This window comes from Billgrantia hypersalina (genome assembly GCF_052584175.1).
The window spans coordinates 254715-279836 of the sequence record NZ_JBMIQI010000018.1; the positions used below are offsets into that span (position 1 = coordinate 254715).

A 25122-nucleotide genomic window follows, 5' to 3' on the forward strand; every position below is an offset into this window, starting at 1 on the left:
AACGACATTGACTGACCTTCCCCCCGCCATCCTGTGGCCGCTGGCGGCCGTACTGGGCTTGTGTCTCGGCAGTTTCCTCAACGTGGTGATCGTGCGCCTGCCGGCCATGCTGATGCTGGGCTGGCGAGCCGAGGCACGCGAGGCGCTGGAATTGCCGGAAGAGGAAACGCCGCGCTTCAACCTGCTAGTGCCGCGTTCGATCTGCCCTCGGTGCGAAACGCCCATTGCCTGGCACGATAACCTGCCCGTCGTCGGCTGGTTCAAGCGCCGTGGACGCTGTGCCACTTGCGAGGCCCGCATCAGCCCGCAGTATCCGCTGGTGGAGCTGGCCGGTGCCGGCCTGACGCTGGCCGTTATGACGCTGTATGGTGCGACCTGGCAGGGCCTGTTTATCCTGGCGGCCTGCCTGACCCTGCTGGCCCTCGCCGTGATCGACCTGCGCACCCAGCTGTTGCCGGATGCCATGACCCTGCCCCTGCTGTGGGCCGGCCTGCTCTATCAGTTGCTGTTTCAACCGTTGCTGCTGCCCAGTGCGGTCATCGGCGCCATGGCGGGCTATCTTGCCCTGTGGAGCGTCTACTGGCTGTTCAAGCTGGTCACCGGCAAGGAGGGCATGGGCTACGGGGACTTCAAGCTCCTGGCTGCCCTGGGCGCATGGCTGGGCTGGCAGTACCTGCCGATGGTGCTGATACTGTCGGCCGGCGTGGGCGCCATTGTGGGCATCGCCGTTCAGCTGGCCCTGCCGCGGCTGTGCGGGGCACCGATGCCCTTCGGCCCCTTCCTGGCCAGCGCCGGCCTGCTGGCGCTGCTCGTGGGTGAGCCGCTCCTGGCCACCTATGCCGGCCTCTTCTTCTGAAACCAGCGAAGGAGAACGCATCGTGATCGTAGGCGTAACGGGCGGTATCGCTTCCGGCAAGAGCACTGTGGCGCGGGCCTTCGCGGCGCTGGGCGTACCATGGGTGGACGCCGACGACGTGGCTCGCGAGGTGGTCGAGCCCGGCGAGCCGGCGCTGGCGGAGATTGCCGGACGCTTCGGCGAGCGCGTATTGCAGGCCGATGGCACGCTGAATCGACGTGCGCTGCGCGAGATCGTGTTCGCCGATGAAAACGAGCGCCGCTGGTTGGAGTCGGTGACGCACCCACGCATTCGTCAGCGTATCGTCGCCCACCTGGAGCGGCTGCAAGCCGAGGGGGCGCCCTACGTGCTGCTGGTGTCGCCGCTGCTGTTCGAATCCGGCCAGAGCGAGATGGTGGATCGCTGCCTGGTGATCGACGTGCCGGAGCGCCTGCAGATCGCCCGCACCGCCGCCCGCGACGACGTGGACGATAACCAGGCCCGCGCCATCGTTGCAGCCCAGATGCCGCGTAGCGAGCGTTTGGCCCGCGCCGATGACGTGATAGACAACGCCGGCAGCGAAGCGCACCTTGCCGCCCAGGTCGCCGAGCTGGATCGCCTCTACCGCGAGATGGCGACCTCTTGAAAGACTCATTAAAAGACCTATAATCAGGTCTCGAATGAATCAAGTGACAGGAGGCTGTTATGCCCCACACTATTCTCGCCAATACCACAGCCAGCATTTCTGAGCTTAAAAAGAATCCCATGGCCACCGTGGCGGCAGGTGAGGGCTTTCCTGTGGCTGTTTTGAATCGAAACGAGCCGGCTTTTTACTGCATACCCGCAGCCGCCTACGAAGAGCTGTTGGAAAAGCTGGAAGATGCAGAGCTGAACCGAATCGCCGACGAAAGAAGCTCTCAAGCCGAGATTACGGTAACGCTGGATGAGCTATGAGCTTCGCTTCAGGGAGGAAGCGCTCAAGGAGTGGCGAAAACTCGATAGCAGCGTTCGTTTGCAGTTCAAGAAAAAGCTCATCGCCATTCTCGACTCCCCCGTCAGGCCCGCATCGCAGCTTTCAGGCAGCAAATGCCGATACAAGATAAAGCTACGCAGTGCTGGCTTTCGCCTCGTTTACGAGGTTCGCGACCGGGAGCTTGTCGTGCTCGTCATTGCCGTGGGTAAACGGGAGCGCAATGACGTCTATCTCAAAGCGGACCGTCGGCACTGAACGTCGATGGTGAGTTCCATCGGCCTGGCCATCCACTCTCCGGGCTAGCTAAACTGCACGAAAGCCACCAACCGCTTCGGAATTCATGAGCCAACATAGCCAACGCCCCCTCACCGTCGCCTGCCCGCAATGCCAGAAGCAGGTGGCGTGGAGCGAGAAGAACCCCTACCGCCCCTTCTGCAGCGAACGCTGCAAGCTGATCGATCTGGGCGCCTGGGCCGACGAGTCGCACCGCATTGCCGGCGAACCGGCCCTCGATGAAACCAACATCGAGGAGTGGCTGGCCCGCGCCGACCGAGGCGAAGAGCGGTGACCCTGGCCCCGGCGCCGACCTATCGGCTGCTGGCCGAGCTGGAGGCCGCCTTCGACAGGCTGATCGAGCGCACCGAGGAATTGCTGGCGGCCTACGCCGCGTCGCCCGGCGACGCATGGGCATTCCAGGCGGAGGCCAGTACCGACTGGCTGCGCCGCGCCCTGCTCGATTTCTGGTACACCGACGGCCAGGACGGGCGAGCCACCCGCAGCCATATCGGGTTGATTGCCGCCGATGAGACACTGATGGCCAAGGTGGCCGAGGTGAATGCAGCAAAGGCCGAATTCGCCGAGCGGCTGAGCCGCATCAAGGCCGAGGACCCACCGCTGCTTGCCGAAGCCAAGGCGGTGCTGCCCTTCCGCCATCCACAGCTGCACGACCATTTACGCGGCAGCGGCCTGGCACGGCTACATCTCAAGCAGTGCTGGCGTGCCATTCCCCTGGCCGAGGCGCCGGTAGCTCGGGTGCGCCTGGCCTGGTACTCGAGCGGCCGCTCGATCAAGCGGCTGACGGTGCGCGAGGTCGAGAAAAAACTCTTGGCGCTGGATACCGACGCGCCGCATGTACGCATTCAGCTGCGCAAGCTGGCTGCGCTGCCCTCCAGCGAACCGCTTGCCCAGGTGCAGAGCCAGGCGCCCCTGATGCGGGCCAACCTGTTCTACTGCGAACCGCTGGAAGACGGCCGCACACGACGCGCCATGAACGTGGCGCTGCCGCTTTTCCTGCCCGCCCCGCGCGAGCGCCTGCCCGACCATAACCTGCCCCCCGCAGCCCCGCCGCCGAACCGCACCCGCGCCCGGCGCAGCGACGAAAAGCTGGAAGAGCACCCTTACCTGCCCTCGCTGCGCATCTACCGCTACCGCTACCGCTAAGCCTAGCCGGCTTGACGCGCCTGGTGCTCCAACTCACCGGCAAGTTCGGGGGCAAGCTTCAGTTCCTTGGCCAGTTGGTCGAGCCAGGCTCGCTCCATGGGGTTCTGCTCGTCGATCACCGCTACGCTGATCAGGTACATCTCGCGCGCCGCCTGCGGCGAATCGGCCTGACTGGCCAGCGCCGCGGCATCCAGCGGAGCGCTCAGCTGGCGTTCGACCCAGCGATGCAACTCGTCGTCGGCGCCCAGCGCGTCGATCTGTTGGGTGATGAGCTCACGCTCCTGCGCGTCGATATGGCCGTCGGCCCGCGCGGCCATGATCATGGCCTGCAGCAGTTCGAGGCTACGGCGCTCCTGGTACTCCCCTTCCAGCTCTTCGATCCGCGTGCCTTCGCTTTCACCTGCCCCTGCCTGGCTGCCATTGCTCTTGGCCTGGGCGTTCTGCCAGGCTTTCCAGGCCAGCATGCCGACGGCGGCAATCGCCCCATACTTGAGCGCCTTGCCGCCGAGCTTGCGACCGCGTTTGGAGCCCACCAGCAGCCCCATCGCCCCGCCACCCAGCAGGCTCTTCATGTCCAAGCCACTCCCGCCGGACGCTGCCGAACCCGACGAGCCGCCTCCCAAGTGGCGAGACAGGCCGTCGAGCATGCCTTTCACATCCACGCCACCGCTGTTCTGGCCACGGGTCTGGCCTCCGGCCTGCTGCATCAGTTGCTGCAAGATCTTGCTGGCGTTCATAGTCCGTTCTCCACGGGATGGAATTGGGCTTTCAATCGGAGCATGACGCTTCATACCAGTCGAGCGCCTGCTCCATGCGGTCGTACCCCCAGAACGGCTCGTCACCGGCCATGAAGAACGGTGCGCCGAAGATGCCCAGCGCCTGTGCCTTTGCCGTGGCGTCGCGCAGTGCATCCTTGGCCTCGGGCCGTTGGCTCTCCTCCAGCAGGTAGCGGGCATCGAGCTTCAGTTCGGCCAGGCAATCCGCGATGACCTGGGGGTCGGCGATATCCTTGTCGTGCTCGAAGTTGGCGCGGTAAACGCTGCGCACGAACGCCGGCACCCACTCCTCCTCGGCATGCCAGTTGGCGATACGAGCCGCCAGCAAGCCATTGCGGGGAAACTGCGAGGGGCGGCGAAAGACGATGCCCTCGCGGTTGCAGATTCGCTCGACGTCGCGCCACATGTAGCGCCCCTTGGCCGGGTAGAGCTTGAAGGGCGTGTCGTTCCAGCCTTGGGCCTGGAAGATCGGCCCCAGCAGGAAGGGCTGCCAGCGCACCTCGATGTCCCGCTCGGCGGCCATGTGTTCGAGTTGCATGGCGGCGGGATAGGAGTAGGTACTGGCGAATTCGAACCAGAAGGTAAAGGCCATGTGCGGCTCCTCGTGTTTCGCTACAGAGTCGCGCGCCCGTGACAGGAGCGCAAGCTCGCCCGCGCGTTTGACCTTCATCAGGCATTGTTCCTGCGTCTCCTCCATACTGGCCAGTATCAGAGATCAAGGAGAGATGTCGGTGAGACCTTTGGACACCACGCAGGTTTATCGCGCCTGCCCTGAGGATAGCTTCGATTTCGAGCTGACCAGTGAACTCGAGTCGCTGGACATGCTCAGTGGACACGAGCGTGCCCGGGATGCGCTGGATTTCGGCACTGCCATGCGCAGCGAAGGATTCAATCTCTTTGTGCTGGGCCAACCCGGGCATGGCAAGCAGCCACTGGTGGAGCACTTTCTCACCGAACGCTCCCGCGACGAGCCCACACCGCCGGACATCGCCTACCGCTACAACTTCGATGAACCCTCCCGTCCGTTGCATTTACGGCTGCCTGCCGGTCTGGGCCGTGTGTTGCGTGCCGACATCGAACAACTGGTCGCCGAGCTGCGCACCGCCATTCCCGCCGTGTTCGAGGGCGATGAGTACCAGAACCGCCTTCATGAATTGAAGCAGGCCATGGGCGAGCGACAGCGCGATGCCATCGAGGCGGTGCGCCGCGAGGGTCGGGAGTACGATATTCTGCTGCTCTCCACGCCCAACGGTTTCACCTTCGCGCCGGCCGCCGGCGACGACAGCATGATGGCACCGGAAGAGTACGAGAAGCTCGACAAGGATGAACGCGAACGCATCGAGGCTACGGTCGAGGTATTGCAGCGGAAGCTGAGCCAGGCCATTCGCCAGATGCCACGCCTGGCCAAGCAGTTGAGCGAACGGATCACGGCGTTGAACCACGAGATGCTGCAAACCGTCATCGAGGCGCCATTGGCCGAGCTGAGGGAGCGCTACGCCGACCAGCCCGGTATCCAAGATCACCTGAAGGCAGTGCACGACGCACTGTTCCAGCACGTCGACGCCTTCCTTGCCACTGAGCCGGAAGTCACTCCCGAGACGATCTTCAACCGCTTTCAGCTCAACCTGATCGTCGACAACAAGCACTGCGAAGGCGCGCCCGTGGTGTATCTCGACCTGCCTACCCATCATCATCTGGTAGGCCGCACCGAGCACTATGTGCAGAACGGCACCCTGCTGACGGATTTTTCGCTGATTCGCGCCGGTGGCCTGCATCGAGCCAACGGCGGCTACCTGCTGGTGGATGCCCGCGCCCTGCTGGCGCAATCAGGGGCCTGGGAGACGCTGAAGCGCGTGCTACGCGCCGGCGAGATCCGCACCGAATCGCTGGAACAGGCTTATGGCATGCTCAGCACCACCACGCTGGAACCCGATCCGGTGCCGCTGGACCTCAAGGTGGTGCTGCTTGGCGAGCGTCAATACTACTACCGGCTGTGCGAGAACGACCCCGACTTTCTTGAGCTGTTCAAGGTACAAGCCGACCTGGAAGACGAGCTTTCCCGCAACCACGCCAGCCAGAAGCAACACGCGCGCAGGGTTGCGACGCTGGCACGCGATGCGGCCCTGCGCCCGCTGGACCGCAGCGGTGTAGCGGCGGTGATCGAGCGCGCTAGCCGTCTCGTCGACGACCAGAACAAGATCACGGCACGCCACCGGGCATTGAGCGACCTTCTACAGGAGGCCGACCATTGGGCTGAACGGGATGACGCCCGGGTGATTGCGCGCGCTCATGTCGAGAAGGCCGTCGTCCAGCAGCTGTGGCGAGCCAGCCGCATCCACGAAAGCAGCCACGAGAACATCGTGCGCGGCACCGTCGCGATCCAGCTCGAGGGAAGGCAGGTAGGTCAGGTCAATGGCCTGACGGTCAGGAGCTTGGGCGACTATACCTTCGGTCAGCCCTCCCGGATCACGGCCACCGCTCGGCCCGGGCCCGGCCATGTGGTGGATATCGAACGCGAGGCGAAACTGGGCGGACGCATTCACTCCAAGGCGGTAATGATTCTGTCCCGCTATCTGGCCAGTCGTTACGCACCGGATACCCCGCTGTCGCTTTCCGCCAGCCTGGCCTTCGAGCAGTCCTACGGCGGTATTGAGGGCGACAGCGCGTCGGTCGCCGAGGCGTGCGTGCTGATCTCGGCCATCGCCCGGGTGGGCATCGAGCAGCGGCTGGCCGTGACTGGCTCCATCGATCAGCATGGTCGGGTGCAGGCAGTGGGCGGGGTCAACGAGAAGATCGAGGGCTTCTTCGATATCTGCCGGGCACGCGGCGGCGTGAAGGGCCATGGCGTCCTGCTTCCCGCGGCCAACGTGCAGAATCTGATGCTCAAGGGCGAGGTCCGCGACGCTATCGCCGTCGGCGACTTCAGCGTCTATGCCATTGAGCATCTGGATCAAGCGCTGGAGCTGCTGACGGGCATGGCGCCCGGTGAGCGTGGTGCAGAAGGTTCCTACCCGGCAGGAAGCTTGAATGCGAAGGTCGCCGAACGGTTGGCTGCCTTTCACCGGGTAGTGAAGCAGCGTAGTGGGCCGGAGAGGAGCAGGGGCAACGGTAACCCCGACGGTATCGACGCCCAGGGCGACGAGGAGCACGGCGATGACGAATGACGATACGCTGCGCGACCCTACGCAAACGCTGCAGGCGGAACGGGTATTGGTGCTGCTCGACGCCTCGCGCCATAGCCTGGCGGCACTCGCCGCTGCGGTGGAATTGGCCAGCCAGCGGCATGCCGAACTGGTCGCTTTCTATGTGGAGGATCTTGACCTGCTGAGCTGCGCCACCTTCCCCTTCTCTTGCGAGATCGGCGCGCAGTCAGGGCTGACACGCCCGCTCACTCCGGATTCGCTGGAAGCCGGCATTGCCAGGCAGCTGCAGCGTGTGCACGAGGCGCTTGCCGGTGCCGTGGCCGGACATCGCCTGGCACATCGGCTCGAAATCAGCCGCGGCCAGGTGGCCAATGCCGCCTTGAGCATGGCCAGGGCGAGCGATGTGCTGGTACTGGGCAAGGCAGGCAACAGCGAGCATTGGGGCGCCCGGCTGGGCTCCACCAGCCGTCGGCTGGTCATGGAAGCCCCCTGCGCGGTGCTGCTATGGGATGAACGCCAGACCGGCAAGCGTGGCCCGCTACGCTGGCTGGGAACATCGCCAGAAGACGAAAGACCACGGCAAACCGCCTCGTCGGCGCTGGTTGAGGGGTGGTCACCTCTGTTCGACGGGAGCGCTTCCTTGCCGGTGAGCCATGCCGGCGATCTCGAAAGGGTTCTGGCACATGCCGACACCGGTGGACTGCTGCTGCGGCGTGACGAGTTGATGCGACTGCTGCGAGAAGATCCGGAACTGATTGCCAGGGTGCCGTTGCCGATCGTCGTCATCGCCTGATCAAAGCTCCCGGCCCTGCTCCACCCTCATCCACGCCCCGACGAGCAGCAGCAGGGCCAGGGCGAACAGCGGCAGCAGGATGTCGAAGCTCAGCGCCTCGTCCTCGCGGGATACGGCTTGCAATCCACTGTAGATGGCACTGGCATAAACCGCCCATTTGATGCCAAGCCCCAGCACGGCGGCCAAGATGAAAGTACTCAGGGGAAGCCGGCAAAGGCCCGCCGCATAGTTGATCACCGAGTGGGGAAAGCCTGGCAGCACGCGCAGGGCACTCTGGGTGAGCAAATCGCCGCGTCGGGTGAGCATGATCATGATCTTGCGGGTCAGCCCCTTGGGATTCCAGCGCTCCCTGACCCGGGCAGCCAGATGATAGGCACCCAACGCACCGCCGACGCTACCGAGGATCAGCATCGGCGTAGCGAAATGGGGCGGATAAAACGGTGCAATGAGCCATAGCCCGATGCTCCCGGGCAAGCCGATGGCCAGCGTAATGGCCATGATCGCCATGACGCCGATGATGACGAGTGGATGGTGGGAGGTCTCCTCGACCCAGTGCCGCACGGCCGCCAGGTCCGGCGAGTGCCAGAACCAGAGGTAGGCTGCCATGGAGGCGCTGGCACCGAGGGCAACCCAGCGCCAGCGTCGGCGAAGTGACGACTCGTTCGGCATCGGCATTCCTTCCTTCCGTTTGCAACCCAGGCTGCCATGCCGTGCCGTTCAGGTCACTTCACGATGAGTCGTTGCCGTAAGCGTTCAGGCGTCGAGCTTGCCCTCCCTCTCGGTCGGTGCGGTAACGACAGGAGCGGTAGTGGCAGGGGACGATGCCTCTTCGCGTTCCAGGGGCGGTTCCTTCAACCGTGGCATCGCCGCCACGCGTATGTCCACGAAGTACAAGAGCCCGAGCAGGGCTGACAGTACGACCAGGCACCACAGGAGACCTTCTATCTCGCTCACGACTGCTTTCCTCACAGAGGCCGATGCGACCTCGCCTAAACGAGTTTAGACCTCGCCTGAGGAAAGCAACAGAGGGTACCGACTTTTTAGCGAAGTCGGGCCTCGACTCTTTCGAGTATCTGCCGGCTTACCTTGCTCACCAGCGGCCTGGCGGCCTTGGTCACGGCCTTTTCGACCAGTCGATTGCGCAGGTGATAGGTCAGCGTGAAATTGACTTCGGTCCCCCCTTCCACCGCGCGCAGCCGGTAACAGCCCTGGTTCTGCACGCCATCCACCGACTCCCAGGCCAGCACGTCGGGCGGCTGACGCTCGGTAATGGCCACGTCAAAGGTCCAGTCCATACCCACGGCATGGACATGCCAGCGGTAACGGTCGCCGCCGAGGGGCTCGATCGCCTGGATCAGGTCGGAATAGTCGACAAAGTCCTCGACCCGTTCCAGCAGGGCGAATACCCGTTCCGGCGGGGCCTGGAGAATTGCGCTGTGCTCGATCGTGGCCATGCGGTTCCCTATGCTGCTGTACGAGGCTAAAATGCTCCACCTTCATTCCGCAGGGTAAACGCCCTGCCCCTCATCAGACCATACTCGCTTCAGATTTTACTGAAGAAGGATGGTTCAGCGTTAATCAAGAGGTTTCGCATGTCCACACCCAAGGTCGGTTTCGTCTCGCTGGGTTGCCCCAAGGCACTGGTGGATTCCGAACGAATCCTGACCCAGCTGCGTACCGACGGCTACGAGATCGTGCCCAGCTATGACGACGCCGATGTCGTGGTGGTCAATACTTGTGGCTTCATCGACAGTGCCAAGGCCGAGTCGCTCGATGCCATCGGCGAGGCGATTGCCGAGAACGGCAAGGTGATCGTCACCGGCTGCATGGGCGTGGACGAAGGCGCAATTCGCGACGTTCACCCCAGCGTGCTGGCGGTTACCGGCCCGCAGCAGTATGAACGTGTCGTCGGTGCCGTACACGAGGCGGCCCCGCACCACCACCGTCACGACCCGCACATCGATCTGGTCCCGGCACAGGGCGTCAAGCTCACCCCTCGCCACTATGCGTATCTGAAGATATCGGAAGGCTGCAACCACAGCTGCAGTTTCTGCATCATTCCTTCCATGCGGGGCAAGTTGGCGAGTCGCCCGGTAGGCGACGTACTGCGCGAGGCAGAAGGCCTGGCCAAGGCCGGCGTAAAGGAACTGCTGGTTATCTCGCAGGACACCAGCGCCTACGGGGTGGACCTGCGCTACGCGCCTAGCGAATGGCGCGGCCGCGAAGTGAAGACGCGCCTCACCGAGCTGTGCGAGGCACTTTCGGAGCTGGGCATTCGCGTGCGGCTGCACTACGTCTACCCCTACCCGCACGTCGACGAGCTGATTCCACTCATGGCCGAGGGCAAGATCCTGCCCTACCTCGACATTCCCTTCCAGCACGCCAGCCCCAAGGTGCTCAAGGCGATGAAGCGCCCCGCCTTTGAGGACAAGACGCTGGCCCGCATCAAGTGCTGGCGCGAGCTCTGCCCCGAGCTGACCATCCGCTCCACTTTCATCGTCGGCTTTCCCGGCGAAACCGAAGAGGACTTCCAGTATCTGCTCGACTGGCTGAGCGAAGCCCAGCTCGACCGTGTGGGCTGCTTCCAGTACTCGGCGGTGGAGGGCGCACCGGCCAATGAACTGGGGCTGGAACCGGTACCGGATGAGGTGAAGCAGGCCCGTTGGGAGCGCTTCATGGCGCACCAGCAGCAGATCTCTGCTGCCCGCCTGGAGCGGAAGATCGGCCGCGAGATCGAAGTGCTGGTGGACGAAGTCGATGAAGAAGGCCCGATCGGTCGCAGCGAAGCCGACGCTCCCGAGATCGACGGCATGGTGTTCCTGGAATCCAAGCGCACGCTGCGCCCCGGCGATGTGGTTCGCGCCCGGGTGACGAATGCCGACGAGTACGACCTGTGGGCGGAAGTGATCGAGGAGACGCAACCCGTCAAGTTCATGGATTTTTACGGTGCCTGAGTAAAAAACCCAAACGCAAAAACGCCACCCTAGGGTGGCGTTTTCGTTGGCTACGAGAGCCGGGTTCGGGCTCCGCAAGCGGAGCCCGAGGGACGATCAGTCCTGACCCATCTGCTGCTTGATCAGGTCGCCGATGGTGGTCGGGCCACCGGTCTCGACTTCCTGCTCGCGCAGCTTCTTCAGGTTCTGACGGGTGTCGTCCTGATCCTTGGCCTTGATCGACAGGTTGATCGCGCGGTTCTTGCGATCGACACTGATGATGCGGGCTTCGACGGTATCGCCTTCGGTCAGCACGTTACGTGCGTCTTCGACGCGGTCGGCGCTGATTTCGGAGGCCTTGAGCACGGCGACGACGTCAGTCGCCAGCTCGACGTGAGCTTCCTTGGCATCGACCTCGACCACGCGACCGGAGACGATGGAGCCCTTGTCGTTGACGGACAGGTACTCGGCCACCGGGTCGGAATCGAGCTGCTTGATACCAAGCGAAATGCGCTCGCGCTCCGGATCGATGGAGAGGATGACGGCTTCGGCTTCGTCGCCCTTCTTGAAGCGGCGCACGGCTTCTTCGCCCGTCTCGGACCAGGAGAGGTCGGAGAGGTGAACCAGGCCGTCGATGCCGCCTTCCAGACCGATGAAGATACCGAAGTCGGTGATCGACTTGATGGTACCGGACACACGGTCGCCCTTGTTGTACTGGGCGTTGAAGGTTTCCCACGGGTTCGGGGTGCACTGCTTGATACCCAGGGAGATACGACGACGCTCCTCGTCGATGTCGAGGATCATGACATCCACTTCGTCGCCGATGTTGACGACCTTGGACGGGTGGATGTTCTTGTTGGTCCAGTCCATCTCGGAGACGTGAACCAGGCCTTCGACACCCTCTTCCAGCTCGGCGAAGCAGCCGTAGTCGGTGAGGTTGGTGACGCGAGCCGGGACCACGGTACCCTCGGGGTAGCGGTCCTTGATGTTGACCCACGGATCTTCGCCCAGCTGCTTCAGGCCCAGCGAGACGCGGTTACGCTCGCGGTCGAACTTGAGCACCTTGACATTGATCTCGTCGCCCACGGCCACGATTTCGCTCGGATGCTTGATGCGCTTCCAGGCCATGTCGGTGATGTGCAGCAGGCCATCGACGCCGCCCAGGTCGACGAAGGCGCCGTAGTCGGTGAGGTTCTTGACGATACCGATGATCTGCTGGCCTTCCTGCAGGGTGGCGAGCAGGGCTTCACGCTCGGCGCTGTTCTCGGCTTCGAGCACGGCACGACGGGAAACGACAACGTTGTTGCGCTTCGGATCGAGCTTGATGACCTTGAAATCGAGTTCCTTGTGCTCGAGGTGCGTGGTGTCGCGCACCGGACGCACGTCGACCAGGGAACCCGGGAGGAAGGCACGGATGGAATCGATGTCGACGGTGAAGCCGCCCTTGACCTTGCCGTTGATCACGCCCTTGACGATTTCTTCCTTCTCGAAGGCCGCTTCCAGAACCTTCCAGGCTTCGGCGCGCTTGGCCTTCTCGCGAGACAGGCGGGTCTCGCCGAAACCGTCTTCGACGGCTTCCAGGGCGACACTGACTTCGTCGCCAACGGCGATGGTGAGCTCGCCGTTATCGTCGCGGAACTGCGCCGCGGGAATCTGCCCTTCAGACTTCAGGCCGGCATTGACGGTGACCCAGTCACCCTCGATGTCGACGACGGTAGCCGTGACGATGGCGCCCGGCTCCATGTTGATGTCCTGCAGTGACTGTTCAAACAGTTCAGCAAAGCTTTCGCTCATGATTTTCCTACGTGATCAACGGTGTTGAGGCGTTGCCGCCTTCTCCGCACCACCAGCGAGTGCGGGCCTTATTTACCAAACCCCCGGGGATGTTAGCGCTGGTTGGACCTGGCCGGGCTTGCAAGAATGATAGTGCCCGACCATGCCATGACATCCGCTCGAGGGCGCCGCAAGGGAGTTCAAGTCCCGGAGACCAGGCCGCGCTCGGCCAGCCACTCCGTCAACCGTTCCACCACTTCCGGTATCTTCAGGCTCGTGGTATCAAGCGTTATGGCGTCATCGGCCGGCTTGAGGGGAGCCACGCTGCGCTGCATGTCGCGTGCATCGCGCGCCTGAATTTCCTTCAAAAGACTCGATAGACTAGCATTCACCCCCGCTTCCTGCAACTGGAGGTGGCGCCGGCGCGCACGCTCTTCCGAGCTCGCGGTGAGGAAAACCTTCAGTTCGGCATCGGGAAATACCACGGTGCCCATGTCGCGGCCATCGGCCACCAGCCCGGGAGGCTTCCTGAAGTCGTGCTGTCGCTGCAGCAACGCCTGGCGCACGCCGTTCAGCGCGGCCACCTGAGAGGCAGCGTCGCCCACCTGCTCGGTGCGGATCTCACGGCTGACGTCGTCGCCCTCGAGCAGCACACGCGTGGCCTGCTCCTCTGCCACGAATACCACGTCGAGCCTTGCGGCCACCTGCGCCAGCGCCGCTTCGTCATCGAGCGCCACGCCGTGACGCATGGCCGCCAGCGCCGTCAGGCGGTACAGCGCCCCGCTGTCGAGCAGGTGCCAGCCCAGGCGTTCCGCCACCAGGCGGCTGATGGTGCCCTTGCCGGCGCCGCCGGGTCCGTCGAGAGTCAGCACCTTGGCCTCGCTCATGCCCCCACCTCTTGTTTTTCCTCGCTCACTCTGAGCCCAACCACCCGGGCGAGTTCCGTGAAACCGGGGAAGGACGTGGCGACGTTGGCACAGTCATCGATGACGATCTCCTTGCCGGCGCGCAGGGAAGCGACGACGAAGGCCATGGCAATGCGATGGTCGCCCAGGCTGTCGATGCGACCGCCGCCATAGGCCACCTCGCTGTCGCCCGCACCGACGATGTCGATGCCGTCATCACGCACGGTGTGCTCGACCCCCAGGGTGGCCAGGCCATCGGCCATGGCCTGGATGCGGTCGGACTCCTTGACCCGAAGCTCTTCGGCACCGCGCAGGCGGGTGGTGCCCCTGGCGCAGGCGGCAGCGATGAACAGCGCCGGGAACTCGTCGATGGCCAGCGGCACCTGGTCGACGGGGATGTCGATTCCCTTGAGCGGCCTGTAGCGAATGTGCAGGTCGGCCACCGGCTCCCCGCCTACTTCGCGCTCATTGGTGAGGCGCAGGTCGGCGCCCATCAGCTTGAGAATGTTGAGCACGCCGATACGCGTGGGGTTGATACCGACGTGTTCGAGGGTCAGGTTGGAGCCTGGGGTGATCGCCGCTGCCACCAGGAAGAAGGTGGCCGAGGAGATGTCGGAGGGCACGTCGATAGGCGCGGCGGTCAGCTTGCCGCCGCCGCGAAGCCAGCAGGTATCGCCTTCACGATGCACGTCGTAGCCGAAGCCGGCCAGCATGCGCTCGGTATGGTCGCGGGTGGGGGCCGGCTCGCGTACGCGGGTTTCGCCTTCGGCATAGAGCCCGGCGAGCAGCAGGCAGGATTTCACCTGGGCGCTGGCCATGGGCATGTCGTAGACGATGCCCTTGAGCGCCTGGCCGCCATGGATCTTGAGCGGCGGCCGCCCGCCTTCGGCGGTGTCGATCCTGGCCCCCATCAACCTCAGCGGGTCGGCCACGCGGCCCATGGGGCGCTTGGTCAACGAGGCGTCGCCGATCAGTTGGGTGTCGAAGCGCTGCCCCGCCAGCAGACCGGCGAACAGGCGCATGGCGGTACCGGCGTTGCCCACGTAGAGCGGGCCGGAGGGTGCCTTGAGCCCGTGCATGCCGACACCGTGCACGGTGACGCGACCCTGATACGGCCCCTCGATGGCCACGCCCATCTCGCGGAACGCCTGCAGGGTGGCCAGGCTATCCTCCCCTTCCAGGAATCCCTTCACTTCGGTAACGCCTTCGGCCAGCGCACCGAGCATGATCGAGCGGTGGGAGATGGACTTGTCGCCGGGCACGCGAATGCGACCGGCCACGCGGCCACCCGGGGCGGCCCGAAAGGTGAGTCTGCCTTGTTGTTGCATCTGGTATTCCGCCTGATAACTGGTCTGGTTCAGGAGAGAGTCGAAATAGCGCCGGGCATGGCTGGCACGGTCGAAGATGGCAAGCATAGCATCGCCGTCTGCCGCCTCCACCGCTTGGCGCAGCCGGCCGAGCCCAGCTTCGAAGTCGTCGAGCGAAGCCAGCACGGCGTCGCGGTTGGCGGTGAAGATATCGCGCCACATCACCGGGTCGCTACCGGCGATGCGGGTGAAGTCCCGAAAGCCGCCGGCGGCGTAGCGGAAGATCTCCAGCCGCTCGTCCTGGCGTGCCAGGGTATCCACCAGCGAGAAGGCGAGCAGGTGCGGCAGATGGCTGGTGCGCGCCAGCACCTGATCGTGCCGGTCGACTTCCATCTCCAGCACCTCGGCGCCGCAGGCAAGCCACACTGCACGCACCCGCGCGACCGCGGTCGGGGCGGTTTCGACACTGGGGGTGAGGATGACCTTGTGCTTGACGTAGAGCCGCGGGTTGGAGGCCGCCACGCCGCTCTTCTCCGAACCGGCGATGGGATGGCCCAGCACCAGCCCGGCAGGCAGGCGGCCGAACGCGGCCATGGCACAATCACGCACCGCCGCCTTGGTGCTGCCTACGTCCGTGATCACCACACGCGGGGCTTCGCCCTCCAGCGCCTCCCGCGGCAGCGCCGCGGCGAGCTCGGCCATCACGCCCTGCATGGCCAGCACCGGCACGGCCAGCACGATCAGCGTGGCGCCTTCCACCAGCGGTGCCAGGCGGGTTTCGCCGTGATCGATCAGGCCCATTTCGATGCCGCGCTCGATCTCGCCGGGGTCCGGGTCGCAGGCGTGGATGGCACCCTGGAAGCCGGCGTCACGCAGCGCGGCGGTAAGCGACCCGCCAATCAACCCCAGGCCGACGATGAGGACGCGCGATTCAACCGGCGGCTCGCCATGGACGCTGCCAATCGCCACGCTTACAGCACGCCCACAGGGTAGGAGCCGAGCACCTTCACCTCCGAGGCGCGCAGGCGAACCTCCTCGAGCACAGCGGCGACCCGGGGCTCATCGACATGGCCCTTGAAGTCGATGAAGAAGACATAGTTCCACACGCCGGTGCGCGAAGGGCGCGTCTCCAGGCGCGTGAGATCGATGCGATGGCGATGGAACGGCTCGAGCAGGTCGTGCAGCGCACCGGGCTGGTTGCGCATGGCCACCACGATGGAGGTCTTGTCCTCGCCGGACATGGGCACGTGCTGGCTGCCGATGATCAGGAAACGCGTGGAGTTGTCGGGGCGATCCTCGATCTTCTCGGCGACCTTCTCGAGGCCGTAGAGCTTGGCGGCCATGTCGCCGGCGATGGCGGCGCTGTGCCATTCGCTCTTGATCATGCGCGCCGCCTCGGCATTGGACGACACCGGCACGCGCTCGGCTCGGGGGTAGTGGGCGTCGAGCCACTTGCGACACTGCGCCAGCGACTGCGGGTGCGAGTAGACCCGCGAGACCTTGTCGCGCAGCGTGGTATCGGCCACCAGCAAGTGGTGGTGAATGCGCAGCACCACTTCGCCGCAGATGTGGATCGAGGAGTCCATGAACGAATCCAGGGTATGGCTGACCACGCCTTCGGTCGAGTTCTCCACCGGGACCACACCGTAGTTGACCGCCCCCGCTTCGACTTCGCGGAACACCTCGTCGATGGCGGCCATGGGCATGCTCACCGCACTCTCGCCGAAGTGCTTGAGCGCGGCCTGCTGGGTAAAGGTGCCCTCGGGGCCCAGGTAGGCCACCTTGGTGGGCTGTTCCAGCGCCAGGCAGGCGGACATGATCTCGCGGAACAGGCGCGCCATCTCTTCGCTGTTCAGCGGCCCCGGGTTGAGTTCCATGATGCGACGCAGCACCTGGGCCTCGCGCTCGGGGCGGTAGAACACGGCACTGGGATCGTGCTTGGTCTTGACGTCGGCAACTTGCTTGGCGCACTCGGCACGGGCGCTGATGAGGCGCAGGATTTCGTTGTCGAGCGAGTCGATGCGCTCGCGCAGCGAGTCGAGATTGGTGGGGGTGTCGGTCATGGCTTATCCCCTGCGTTGCTCGAAATCGGCCATGAAGTCGATGAGCGCATCGACGGCCGCTTCGGGTACGGCGTTATAGAGGCTCGCCCGCATGCCGCCGACACTGCGGTGGCCCTTGAGGTTGAGCAGCCCGGCCTGTTCGGCCTCGGCGAGGAACGGCTTGTCCAGGCGGTCGTCGGCCAGCACGAAGGGCACGTTCATGCGCGAGCGGTTGCGCGGCGCGATGGGGTTGGAATAGAAGCCGCTCGCGTCGATCGCCGCGTAGAGCTTGGCCGCCTTGCGCGCATTGATCGCCGCCATGGCGTCGAGTCCGCCGATGTCATGCTTGAGCCACTGGAACACCAGCCCCGCCAGGTACCAGGCGTAGGTGGGCGGCGTGTTCACCATGGAACCCGCCTCGGCCATGGCGCGGTAGTCGAACAGGCTGGGGATGCGCTCGCAGCGCCTGTCGAGCAGGTCGTCGCGCACCAGGACCAGCGTCAGGCCCGCAGGGCCGATGTTCTTCTGCGCGCCGGCGTAGATCACCCCAAAACGCGACACGTCAAGCGGCTCGGCAAGGATGCTCGACGAGTAGTCGCACACCAGCGGCACATTGACGTCGGGAACGTAGTCGAACTCCAGCCCGCCAATGGTTTCGTTGGCGGTGTAGTGCAGGTAGGCGGCGTCGCTCGAAAGCGCCAGGTCTGATTGGGTCGGCACTTCGGCATGGCCACTGGGCTCGCTGGAGCCCGCCATGTGCACATCGAACCCCAGCTGCCTGGCTTCCGCCAACGCCTTCTTGCCCCAGATGCCCGTGTAGAGAAAATTGGCCGTGCCGCCCTGCCCCAGCAGGTTCATCGGTACCATGGAGAACTGCAGGCTGGCGCCGCCCTGCAGGAACAGCACCTTGTAGTTCTCGGGCACGGCGAGTAGCTCGCGCAGGTCGGCCTCGGCCTGCTCGGCGATGGCGACGAACTCGGGCGAACGGTGGCTCATCTCCATCACCGAGAGCCCGCGGCCCTGGTAGTCGAGCATCTCTTCCCGCGCCCGTTCGAGCACCGGCGTGGGCAGCGCCGCGGGACCGGCGCAGAAGTTATAGTGGCGTGTCATCAGCGTGGTGTTCCGTCTCAGCTCAAGCTTGGTTACTGACTGGAGCGACGCGATGTGCTGATCCGTCGACAAGTCTACGTGAGGGCGCTGTGAACCCATCCCTGGGCGCTACTTTTGCCCTGCGGCGCTCTTGCATCCTGCACCGCTTGCAGGGCCTGGGTTGGCCATCCATGGCCAACCCGTTCGACGGGAAGAACATGTTCTTCTGATTCCGCCTCACCCATGGCAAAAGACCCTCACTTCGGCTTGTCCCCGGCGCCATCGCTCGGCCTGGGGCAAGCCTTATTCGTCGTTCTGGCTCTCGTCTACGCTGCCGTTCGCATCAGCGCCCGGCTCCTCCCCCTGCGGCTCGACTTCAGGCGCCTCGGTCTCTGCGCCATTCCCGGCTTCGGGTTCGTCGATGCGCACCGTCTTGACCAGCTTCTCGTCGTTGCCCAGGCGAATCAGCATGACGCCCTGGGTGTTGCGCGAGGTGATCGAGACTTCATCGACACGGGTACGCACCAGGGTGCCTCGGTCGGTGATCAGCATCATCTCGTCGGCGGAGTAGACCTGCATCGCCGCCACCAGGGAGCCGTTGCGCTCGCTGGTCTGCATGGCGATCACGCCTTGGCCGCCACGACCGCGCAGCGGGAACTCCTCGAGCCGGGTACGCTTGCCGTAGCCGTTTTCGGAGGCGGTCAGGATATAGATCTGACCGCCGTTGCCGTTCTCGACCGCAGCCCCCTCAGCGCCTTCCAGGTCGTTGTCGGCGTCGGCATCGATCTGCTGGCTCTGCGGGATGATCAGGCTGATCACCTCGGCACCGCCCAGCAGCTTCATGCCGCGCACGCCGCGGGCGGTACGGCCCATGGCGCGTACATTGGTTTCTTCGAAGCGGATCGCCTTGCCGTTGGAAGACAGCAGCATGACGTGGTCGTTGCCCGAGGTGATGGCAGCACCCACCAGGCGATCGTCTTCCTCGATATCGATGGCGATCAGGCCGACGCTGCGCGGGCGCGAGAACTGGTCGAGGCTGGTGCGCTTGACCGTACCCTTGGCGGTGGCGAAGAAGATGAAGCAGTCGGGGCTGTAATCCTTCACCGGCATGATGGCGTTGATCGCCTCGCCCTCGTCCAGCGGCAGCAGATTGACCAGCGGCTTGCCTCGGGAACCGCGGCTGGCTGCCGGCATCTCGTAGACCTTGAGCCAGTAGACCTTGCCCTTGTTGGAGAACAGCAGCACGGTATCGTGGGTGGAGGCCACCAGCAGGTGCTCGATGACGTCCTCGTCCTTCATGGAGGTTGCCGACTTGCCGCGGCCGCCGCGACGCTGGGCCTGGTAGTCGGAGAGCGGCTGGGTCTTGGCGTAGCCGGTGCGCGATACCGTGACCACCATGTCTTCCTCGGCGATCAGGTCCTCGATGGAGAGGTCGAGGTGGCTGGCCTGGATCTCGGTGCGACGCGGGTCGCTGAACTGGTCGCGCACGGCGGTCAGCTCCTCGCGGATCACCTCGAGCAGGCGCTCGCTGGACGCGAGAATGGCCATCAGCTCGGCGATCTTCTCGAGAATACCCAGGTACTCGTCGAGCAGCTTTTCCGTTTCCAGGCCGGTCAGACGGTGCAGGCGCAGCTCGAGGATGGCCTGGGCCTGGGCCGGCGAGAGTCGATACTCGGTGCCGGTGGTGTTGAGGCCAAAGCCTTCTTCCAAATCCTCCGGCTTGCACGAGGTGGCGCCGGCACGCTCCAGCATGGCGGTGACCTGGCCGGGCTGCCACACCTTGTCGAGCAGTTTTTCCTTGGCCTCGGCGGCACTCGGCGAAGCCTTGATCAGCTCGATCACCTCGTCGATGTTGGAGATCGCAACGGCCAGGCCTTCCAGGATATGGCCACGCTCGCGGGCCTTTTTCAGCTCGTACAGGGTGCGCCGGGTCACGACTTCGCGGCGGTGGCGAATGAAGGCCTCGAGGACCTCCTTGAGATTGAGGATCTTCGGCTGGCCGTCCTCGATGGCCACCATGTTGATGCCGAAGACGTTCTGCAACTGGGTCTGGGCGAAGAGGTTGTTCACCACCACTTCGCCGGATTCCCCGCGCTTGACCTCGATCACTACGCGAAGGCCGTCCTTGTCGGATTCGTCGCGCAGCTCGGCAATGCCCTCGATCTTCTTGTCCTTGACCAGCTCGGCGATCTTCTCGATCAGCCGCGCCTTGTTTACCTGGTAAGGCAACTCGGTGACGATGATGTGGTCGCGGCCGGTCTTGTCGTCATGCTCGATGGTGTGGCGGGCGCGTACATAGATGCGCCCGCGACCGGTGCGATACGCCTCGAGGATGCCGGCGCGGCCATTGATGATGCCGGCCGTGGGGAAGTCGGGGCCGGAGATGTACTCCATCAGGTCGTCGACGGTGAGGGTGTAGTCGTCGATCAGCGCCAGGCAGCCATCGATCACTTCCGCCATGTTGTGGGGCGGTATGTTGGTCGCCATGCCCACGGCAATGCCCGATGAGCCATTGATCAGCAGGTTGGGCACCTTGGTCGGCAGCACGTCGGGAATGCGTTCGGTGCCATCGTAGTTGTCGACCCAATCGACGGTGTCCTTGTCGAGGTCGGCAAGCAGCTCATGGGCGAGCCTGGCCATGCGCACCTCGGTGTAACGCATGGCCGCGGCACTGTCGCCATCGATGGAGCCGAAGTTGCCCTGGCCGTCGACCAGCACGTGGCGCATGGAGAAGTCCTGGGCCATGCGCACGATGGTATCGTAGACCGCACTGTCACCGTGGGGATGGTATTTACCGATGACATCGCCCACCACGCGGGCCGACTTCTTGTAAGGCTTGTTCCAGTCGTTACCAAGCTCGTGCATGGCGAACAGCACGCGACGATGCACCGGCTTGAGGCCATCGCGTACGTCAGGCAGCGCACGGCCGATGATCACGCTCATCGCGTAGTCGAGGTACGACTGCTTCAGTTCGTCCTCGATATTGACTGGCAGAATCTCTCTGGCGATGTCACCCATGGGTTTCGGAATCCTTTGCGCTACATCGATTTGGCACGTGCCTCAGGCCAAGCCGTGACCGAGGCGGTGGCGCGCCATTACAGCCTGCCATCATACCACTTCAGCCGACACAAAGGCAGCGTGCGGGAACGTGCAAAGGAACCCTGGACACGGCAGGAAGCTTGGTGTTGTCGCTCAAGTTTCCTTAGGCAGCACGAGCGGCTCGAGCGCCTGGCGAATCTCGCCCTCGATGGACATCGACTGCTGTGCGCGCACGTCCAGCAGCACGAAGGTGAGGTCGGCGTCGGTGATCTGCTTGCCGTCGCCGATGCGGCGAATCTCCTGGTACATGCGCGCACTGCGACTCCCAAGCTCGGCAAGCCGGGTCAGCACTTCAAGATCGTCGCCGGCCACCGCTGCCAGGCGGTAATTGATATTGAGGTTCACCGCTACCAAGGCAGGATTGCCGGAGGCGAAGTGCCGGGCGAGATCGGGGCGGTCGTCGAAGTAGCCCCAGCGGCCCTCCTCCAGAAACTCCAGGTAACGGGCATTGTTGACGTGGCCATAGCCATCCAGGTGGTAGCCACGCACGCGCAGGGTGACACGGGAAATGCGGGAATCCATTAGCGGTGCTTTCCTTCGTGGGTTGGGTGATCACGCTCGATTCTAGGCTCGCCATTGCCTTGAATTCAAACAAGGGTTTGAAAAAGTGCCACTGGAACCCGGATGTCCCCTTCGCCATAATATGCGTCCTTTACGCCCAGAGAATGCGCTATGTGGTTCAAGCACTTGCACCTTTACCGCCTGCATGGGGCGGCGGAGATTCCTGCCGCCGACTTGGAAGAGGCCCTGGCCGGGCTGGCCGCTCGGACACCCGGCACGCAGGAGGCCCGGCGTGTCGGCTGGTGTCCGCCAGCCGGGCGAGCCGGCACGGCACTCTTGCATGAACTGCAGGGCCAGCGGCTGCTGACCATGTTGCGTCATGAGCGGCTATTGCCGGCAGGCGTGGTTCGCGAGGAGGTCGACGAGCGTAGCGCCGAGATCGAATCCCGTGAAGGACGCAAGCTACGCCGCCAGGAGAAGCAGGAACTGAAGGAGCAGGTCTATGAAGAGCTGCTGCCCCGCGCCTTCATCCGCAGCCAGAAGGTCGACCTCTGGTGGGATACCCGGCGCCAATTGATCGCCGTTAACACCAGCTCCCGAAAGCGCGCCGAAGAGGCACTGGACTTGCTACGCGAGACCCTGGGCAGCCTCCAGGTAACGCCTCTGGCCACCCAGACCCTGCCGATGCGCGCCATGACCCAGTGGCTCGCAGAGGAAGATTCCCGCCCAGCCGCGCTACTGCTGGGCGACCAGGTGGAACTCAAGGCCAAGGGGGACGACGGCGTATTGCGGGCACGCCAGGTGGACCTGGACAGCGACGAGATACAACAGCTGCTAGCCACCGGTAAACAGGCCAGTCGCCTGGCCTTAGAGGTCGAGGGCCGCCTTGGCTATGTGCTGCATGACGACATGACGCTGAAGTCGCTGCGGTTCAGTGACGCACTGATCGACGAAGCCAGCGAGACAGAGGACGATGGGGATGCCATCGTACGGCTCGAGGCCGACTTCATGCTCATGACCCAGGCGCTGGCCGAAGAGATTGAGCGATTGATCGATTGGCTGGGTGGCGAAGCCAATCAGGCTGCCACGCAAGCTTCATGACCGAACCCGGTAACCAAGAAAAATCGATGACCGATTTCCAGACAGGCACGACTCCGACGGACCCCTGGGCCGACATTCGCCCCTACCGGGACGATGAGGTGGCCGCGGTACTGGCAGACCTGGCCAACAACCGCGAGCTGCTCGACGCCCTGACCCGCTACCGGCTTCCACGCCTGAGCCGCACATTGCCATGGTTCGCTCGCGCCCTGGCTTCGTACGCCATTCGCCGCGAGACCCGCGACGTAACGAGCGTGCGCGATTTCCAGATGCGCGTGGCCTACTACATGGCTCGCATGATTCGCACCTCGACCGACGACTTCCGTGTGGAGGGGCTCGAGCGCCTGGCCCCCGATACCGCCTATCTGTTCATCGGCAATCATCGCGACATTTCCCTGGATCCGGCCTTCGTCAACTACGCCCTGCACCAGGCAGGACGCGACACAGTGCGCATCGCCATCGGCGACAACCTGCTCAAGAAGCCCTATGTGACCGACCTGATGCGGCTCAACAAGAGCTTCATCGTGCCGCGTGCCCTGCGAGGCAAGCGCGCCATGCTGGCCGCGTACCAGAACCTTTCCAGTTATATCCGCCATTCGATCACCGAGGACAACCACTCGATCTGGATGGCTCAACGCGAAGGACGCGCCAAGGACGGGATCGACCGTACCGACCCGGCCATCATCAAGATGCTGACCATGGCGCGCCGCCAGGAGGATCGCAACGCTCCCATCGGCAAGGCCATCGCCGAGCTTCGCATGGTGCCGGTCTCGATCAGCTACGAGTACGACCCTTGCGACCTGCAAAAAGCGCGAGAACTGCACGCCATCCATAGCCAGGGCCGCTACGAGAAGAGTGAATTCGAGGATATCCAGTCCATCGTCGCCGGCATTACCGGGGCCAAGGGACGCGTTCAGCTCAACTTCGGCGAACCGTTGGGCGATGGTTTCGATACACCCGAAGCCGTAGCCACCGAGCTGGACCGCCAAGTGGTCGGCGGCTACCACCTTTTCCCCAGCCACTACCTGGCGCTGGAAGCCCTCGGTGACGCGCCGGAGCTGCTGGACATGAGCGAAGTCAGCGATGTCGACCGGGCGCGTTTCCAGGCACGCCTCAACGAAGTACCCGCCGAACTGCGCGACTGGTGGCTGGCCCAGTATGCCAATCCCGTGCGCAACAAGGCGGCGCAGCGCACCGGCCGCGACTTGGATCCCTTGTGAACGAGCCTGACCGCCTGCCACTCGATCGAGGTGCCCAGACCCGCGAAGCCCATCGGGTCACGCTGATCGGGGCCGTCATCGACCTCACCGTGGGTGTGCTCAAGGTCATCACGGGCTGGCTGGTGGGCTCAGCCGCCCTGATCGCCGACGGCATACACTCCTTCTCCGACCTGGTGACCGACGGTTTCGTGATGGCAGCCACGCATTTCGGCCGCCAGGCGCCTGATAGTGATCATCCGTACGGCCACGGCCGCATCGAAACGCTGGCGACCCTGGTGCTGGGCAGTGTGCTCATCTTCGTAGCGGGCGGTATTGCCTGGGCCAGCCTCGCCCGCCTGCTGGCGGGCGAGCCGATACCCGCCCCGGGCTTGTGGGCGATTGCCGTCGCCGTTGCCTCTCTTATCGCGAAGGAGTGGATCTTTCGCTACACCCTGGCGGTGGCGAAACGGGTGCGTTCCAGGCTGCTCGAAGCCAATGCCTGGCACTCACGTTCGGATGCGCTCTCCACCGGCGTGGTCATTGTAGGGCTGGTGGCCGCACAGTTCGGTGCCGGCTGGGTCGATGCGGTGGCGGCCATTGTCGTCGGCATCCTGGTCGGCCAGGTGGGCTGGCGATTGCTCTGGGAATCGAGCCGAGAGCTGATCGACACCGCCCTGCCCGAGCAGGACATCGAACAGATGACCGCCATTGCCGAGGCAGTATCGGGCGTCGACAGCGTTCACGACCTGCGCACACGCTCATTGGGCAGTCAGGTCGTCCTCGACCTGCATATCGTGGTGGCGCCGCGCCTGACCGTCTCCGAAGCACACGAGATCGGCAATGCGGTGAGCCGCCAGCTGCGCGAAGCCTTCCCCAACCTGGCCGACGTGACCTTCCACATCGACCCCGAAGACGACTCCGACCAGATCGAGCATAGCCTGCGCCCCGGCCTCCCCCTTCGACGCGACGTGGAAACCATGCTCGACGAAGCCTGGCAACACAGCCCCGTCTGGCAGAGCCGCGTCGCCCTCGACCTGCACTATCTGGCCGAACAAGTGGACATCTCGGTCTACGTACGCTGCCTGCCGCGGGGAAAAAGCCTCGACGATGCCGCCCGCGAGCTGCGCGAGGCCTCTCACGGACTCAGCTGGCTGGGGCGCTTGCGCGTATGGCAGGGGCCGGGGAAAGGATAGGCTGCAACCTTGGAGTGGCAGAT

General features: G+C 64.3%; 24 protein-coding genes. 12 read left to right on the forward strand and 12 right to left on the reverse strand.

Going from position 1 to position 25122, the window contains the following annotated elements; translation table 11 throughout:
• The first annotated feature begins 7 nt into the window (after nt 1-7).
• From ACOJCM_RS15760 to ACOJCM_RS15785, 6 genes are all read left to right on the forward strand, one after another.
• Complete coding sequence (locus tag ACOJCM_RS15760) at nt 8-856, forward strand: prepilin peptidase (RefSeq protein ID WP_445213020.1); 849 nt, start codon at nt 8-10, stop codon at nt 854-856.
• A 22-nt stretch (nt 857-878) separates the two neighbouring features.
• Nucleotides 879-1481 (forward strand): dephospho-CoA kinase, encoded by a 603-nt coding sequence (coaE, locus tag ACOJCM_RS15765; RefSeq protein WP_445213021.1) that lies wholly within the window; start codon nt 879-881, stop codon nt 1479-1481.
• 59 nt (nt 1482-1540) lie between these two features.
• Nucleotides 1541-1789: a type II toxin-antitoxin system Phd/YefM family antitoxin gene (locus tag ACOJCM_RS15770; protein ID WP_086508920.1), complete on the forward strand. Its 249-nt coding sequence runs from the start codon at nt 1541-1543 to the stop codon at nt 1787-1789.
• A complete protein-coding gene (locus ACOJCM_RS15775; protein WP_445213022.1) occupies nt 1779-2063 on the forward strand; it encodes a type II toxin-antitoxin system RelE family toxin in 285 nt (94 codons plus the stop codon). Before ACOJCM_RS15770 ends, ACOJCM_RS15775 begins: the two co-directional genes overlap by 11 nt.
• Before the next feature lie 85 nt (nt 2064-2148).
• Nucleotides 2149-2376, forward strand: a complete 228-nt coding sequence (gene yacG / locus ACOJCM_RS15780) for a DNA gyrase inhibitor YacG (RefSeq protein WP_445213023.1) — start codon at nt 2149-2151, stop codon at nt 2374-2376.
• Between the two features lie 2 nt (nt 2377-2378).
• Nucleotides 2379-3248, forward strand: coding sequence for a DNA replication terminus site-binding protein (locus ACOJCM_RS15785; RefSeq protein WP_445213489.1), 870 nt, complete (start codon nt 2379-2381; stop codon nt 3246-3248).
• Nucleotides 3249-3250: 2 nt separating this feature from the next.
• Here the strand turns inward: ACOJCM_RS15785 and ACOJCM_RS15790 are convergent, their stop codons facing one another.
• Nucleotides 3251-3985 carry a tellurite resistance TerB family protein gene (locus ACOJCM_RS15790; RefSeq protein WP_445213024.1) on the reverse strand — a complete coding sequence of 245 codons (735 nt, stop codon included), beginning with the start codon at nt 3983-3985 and terminating at the stop codon, nt 3251-3253.
• A gap of 31 nt (nt 3986-4016) precedes the next feature.
• Nucleotides 4017-4694, reverse strand: a complete 678-nt coding sequence (locus ACOJCM_RS15795; RefSeq protein WP_445213025.1) for a 2-hydroxychromene-2-carboxylate isomerase — start codon at nt 4692-4694, stop codon at nt 4017-4019.
• A gap of 61 nt (nt 4695-4755) precedes the next feature.
• Between ACOJCM_RS15795 and ACOJCM_RS15800 the strand changes: the two genes are divergently transcribed.
• Together ACOJCM_RS15800 and ACOJCM_RS15805 are read left to right on the forward strand one after the other, a co-directional pair.
• A complete protein-coding gene (locus ACOJCM_RS15800; RefSeq protein WP_445213026.1) occupies nt 4756-7188 on the forward strand; it encodes a Lon protease family protein in 2433 nt (810 codons plus the stop codon).
• A complete protein-coding gene (locus ACOJCM_RS15805; RefSeq protein ID WP_445213027.1) occupies nt 7178-7960 on the forward strand; it encodes a universal stress protein in 783 nt (260 codons plus the stop codon). The genes ACOJCM_RS15800 and ACOJCM_RS15805 overlap by 11 nt, the downstream gene beginning before the upstream one ends.
• Here ACOJCM_RS15805 and ACOJCM_RS15810 read toward each other — a convergent pair whose 3' ends face one another.
• The 3 genes from ACOJCM_RS15810 to ACOJCM_RS15820 all read right to left on the reverse strand — a co-directional run bounded on the left by ACOJCM_RS15810 (nt 7961) and on the right by ACOJCM_RS15820 (nt 9414).
• Nucleotides 7961-8635 carry a TVP38/TMEM64 family protein gene (locus tag ACOJCM_RS15810; RefSeq protein ID WP_445213028.1) on the reverse strand — a complete coding sequence of 225 codons (675 nt, stop codon included), beginning with the start codon at nt 8633-8635 and terminating at the stop codon, nt 7961-7963.
• Nucleotides 8636-8713: 78 nt separating this feature from the next.
• Nucleotides 8714-8914, reverse strand: coding sequence for a hypothetical protein (locus ACOJCM_RS15815; RefSeq protein WP_445213029.1), 201 nt, complete (start codon nt 8912-8914; stop codon nt 8714-8716).
• Between the two features lie 86 nt (nt 8915-9000).
• A complete protein-coding gene (locus tag ACOJCM_RS15820; RefSeq protein ID WP_445213030.1) occupies nt 9001-9414 on the reverse strand; it encodes an SRPBCC family protein in 414 nt (137 codons plus the stop codon).
• Between the two features lie 138 nt (nt 9415-9552).
• Here ACOJCM_RS15820 and rimO point away from each other — a divergent pair, with 138 nt between their 5' ends.
• A complete protein-coding gene (gene rimO, locus ACOJCM_RS15825; protein WP_445213031.1) occupies nt 9553-10914 on the forward strand; it encodes a 30S ribosomal protein S12 methylthiotransferase RimO in 1362 nt (453 codons plus the stop codon).
• A gap of 96 nt (nt 10915-11010) precedes the next feature.
• Here the strand turns inward: rimO and rpsA are convergent, their stop codons facing one another.
• From rpsA to ACOJCM_RS15860, 7 genes are all read right to left on the reverse strand, one after another.
• On the reverse strand, nt 11011-12687 hold the full coding sequence (gene rpsA, locus ACOJCM_RS15830; protein ID WP_445213032.1) for a 30S ribosomal protein S1: 1677 nt from the start codon (nt 12685-12687) through the stop codon (nt 11011-11013).
• A gap of 179 nt (nt 12688-12866) precedes the next feature.
• Entirely contained in the window at nt 12867-13553 is a 687-nt protein-coding gene (gene cmk / locus ACOJCM_RS15835; protein ID WP_445213033.1) for a (d)CMP kinase, read from the reverse strand.
• Nucleotides 13550-15847 (reverse strand): bifunctional prephenate dehydrogenase/3-phosphoshikimate 1-carboxyvinyltransferase, encoded by a 2298-nt coding sequence (locus tag ACOJCM_RS15840; RefSeq protein ID WP_445213034.1) that lies wholly within the window; start codon nt 15845-15847, stop codon nt 13550-13552. The genes cmk and ACOJCM_RS15840 overlap by 4 nt, the downstream gene beginning before the upstream one ends.
• A gap of 2 nt (nt 15848-15849) precedes the next feature.
• On the reverse strand, nt 15850-16941 hold the full coding sequence (gene pheA, locus ACOJCM_RS15845; protein WP_445213035.1) for a prephenate dehydratase: 1092 nt from the start codon (nt 16939-16941) through the stop codon (nt 15850-15852).
• Nucleotides 16942-16944: 3 nt separating this feature from the next.
• Nucleotides 16945-18030 (reverse strand): 3-phosphoserine/phosphohydroxythreonine transaminase, encoded by a 1086-nt coding sequence (gene serC / locus ACOJCM_RS15850; protein WP_445213036.1) that lies wholly within the window; start codon nt 18028-18030, stop codon nt 16945-16947.
• Nucleotides 18031-18312: 282 nt separating this feature from the next.
• On the reverse strand, nt 18313-21027 hold the full coding sequence (gene gyrA / locus ACOJCM_RS15855) for a DNA gyrase subunit A (protein ID WP_445213037.1): 2715 nt from the start codon (nt 21025-21027) through the stop codon (nt 18313-18315).
• 174 nt (nt 21028-21201) lie between these two features.
• On the reverse strand, nt 21202-21630 hold the full coding sequence (locus tag ACOJCM_RS15860) for an acyl-CoA thioesterase (protein WP_445213038.1): 429 nt from the start codon (nt 21628-21630) through the stop codon (nt 21202-21204).
• 150 nt (nt 21631-21780) lie between these two features.
• Between ACOJCM_RS15860 and ACOJCM_RS15865 the strand changes: the two genes are divergently transcribed.
• From ACOJCM_RS15865 to ACOJCM_RS15875, 3 genes are read left to right on the forward strand one after another with little or no spacing between them, the layout of a single operon-like run.
• Complete coding sequence (locus ACOJCM_RS15865) at nt 21781-22710, forward strand: recombination-associated protein RdgC (RefSeq protein ID WP_445213039.1); 930 nt, start codon at nt 21781-21783, stop codon at nt 22708-22710.
• 26 nt (nt 22711-22736) lie between these two features.
• Complete coding sequence (locus ACOJCM_RS15870; protein WP_445213040.1) at nt 22737-23927, forward strand: 1-acyl-sn-glycerol-3-phosphate acyltransferase; 1191 nt, start codon at nt 22737-22739, stop codon at nt 23925-23927.
• Nucleotides 23924-25099: a cation diffusion facilitator family transporter gene (locus ACOJCM_RS15875; RefSeq protein ID WP_445213041.1), complete on the forward strand. Its 1176-nt coding sequence runs from the start codon at nt 23924-23926 to the stop codon at nt 25097-25099. The genes ACOJCM_RS15870 and ACOJCM_RS15875 overlap by 4 nt, the downstream gene beginning before the upstream one ends.
• Nucleotides 25100-25122: the final 23 nt, after the last annotated feature.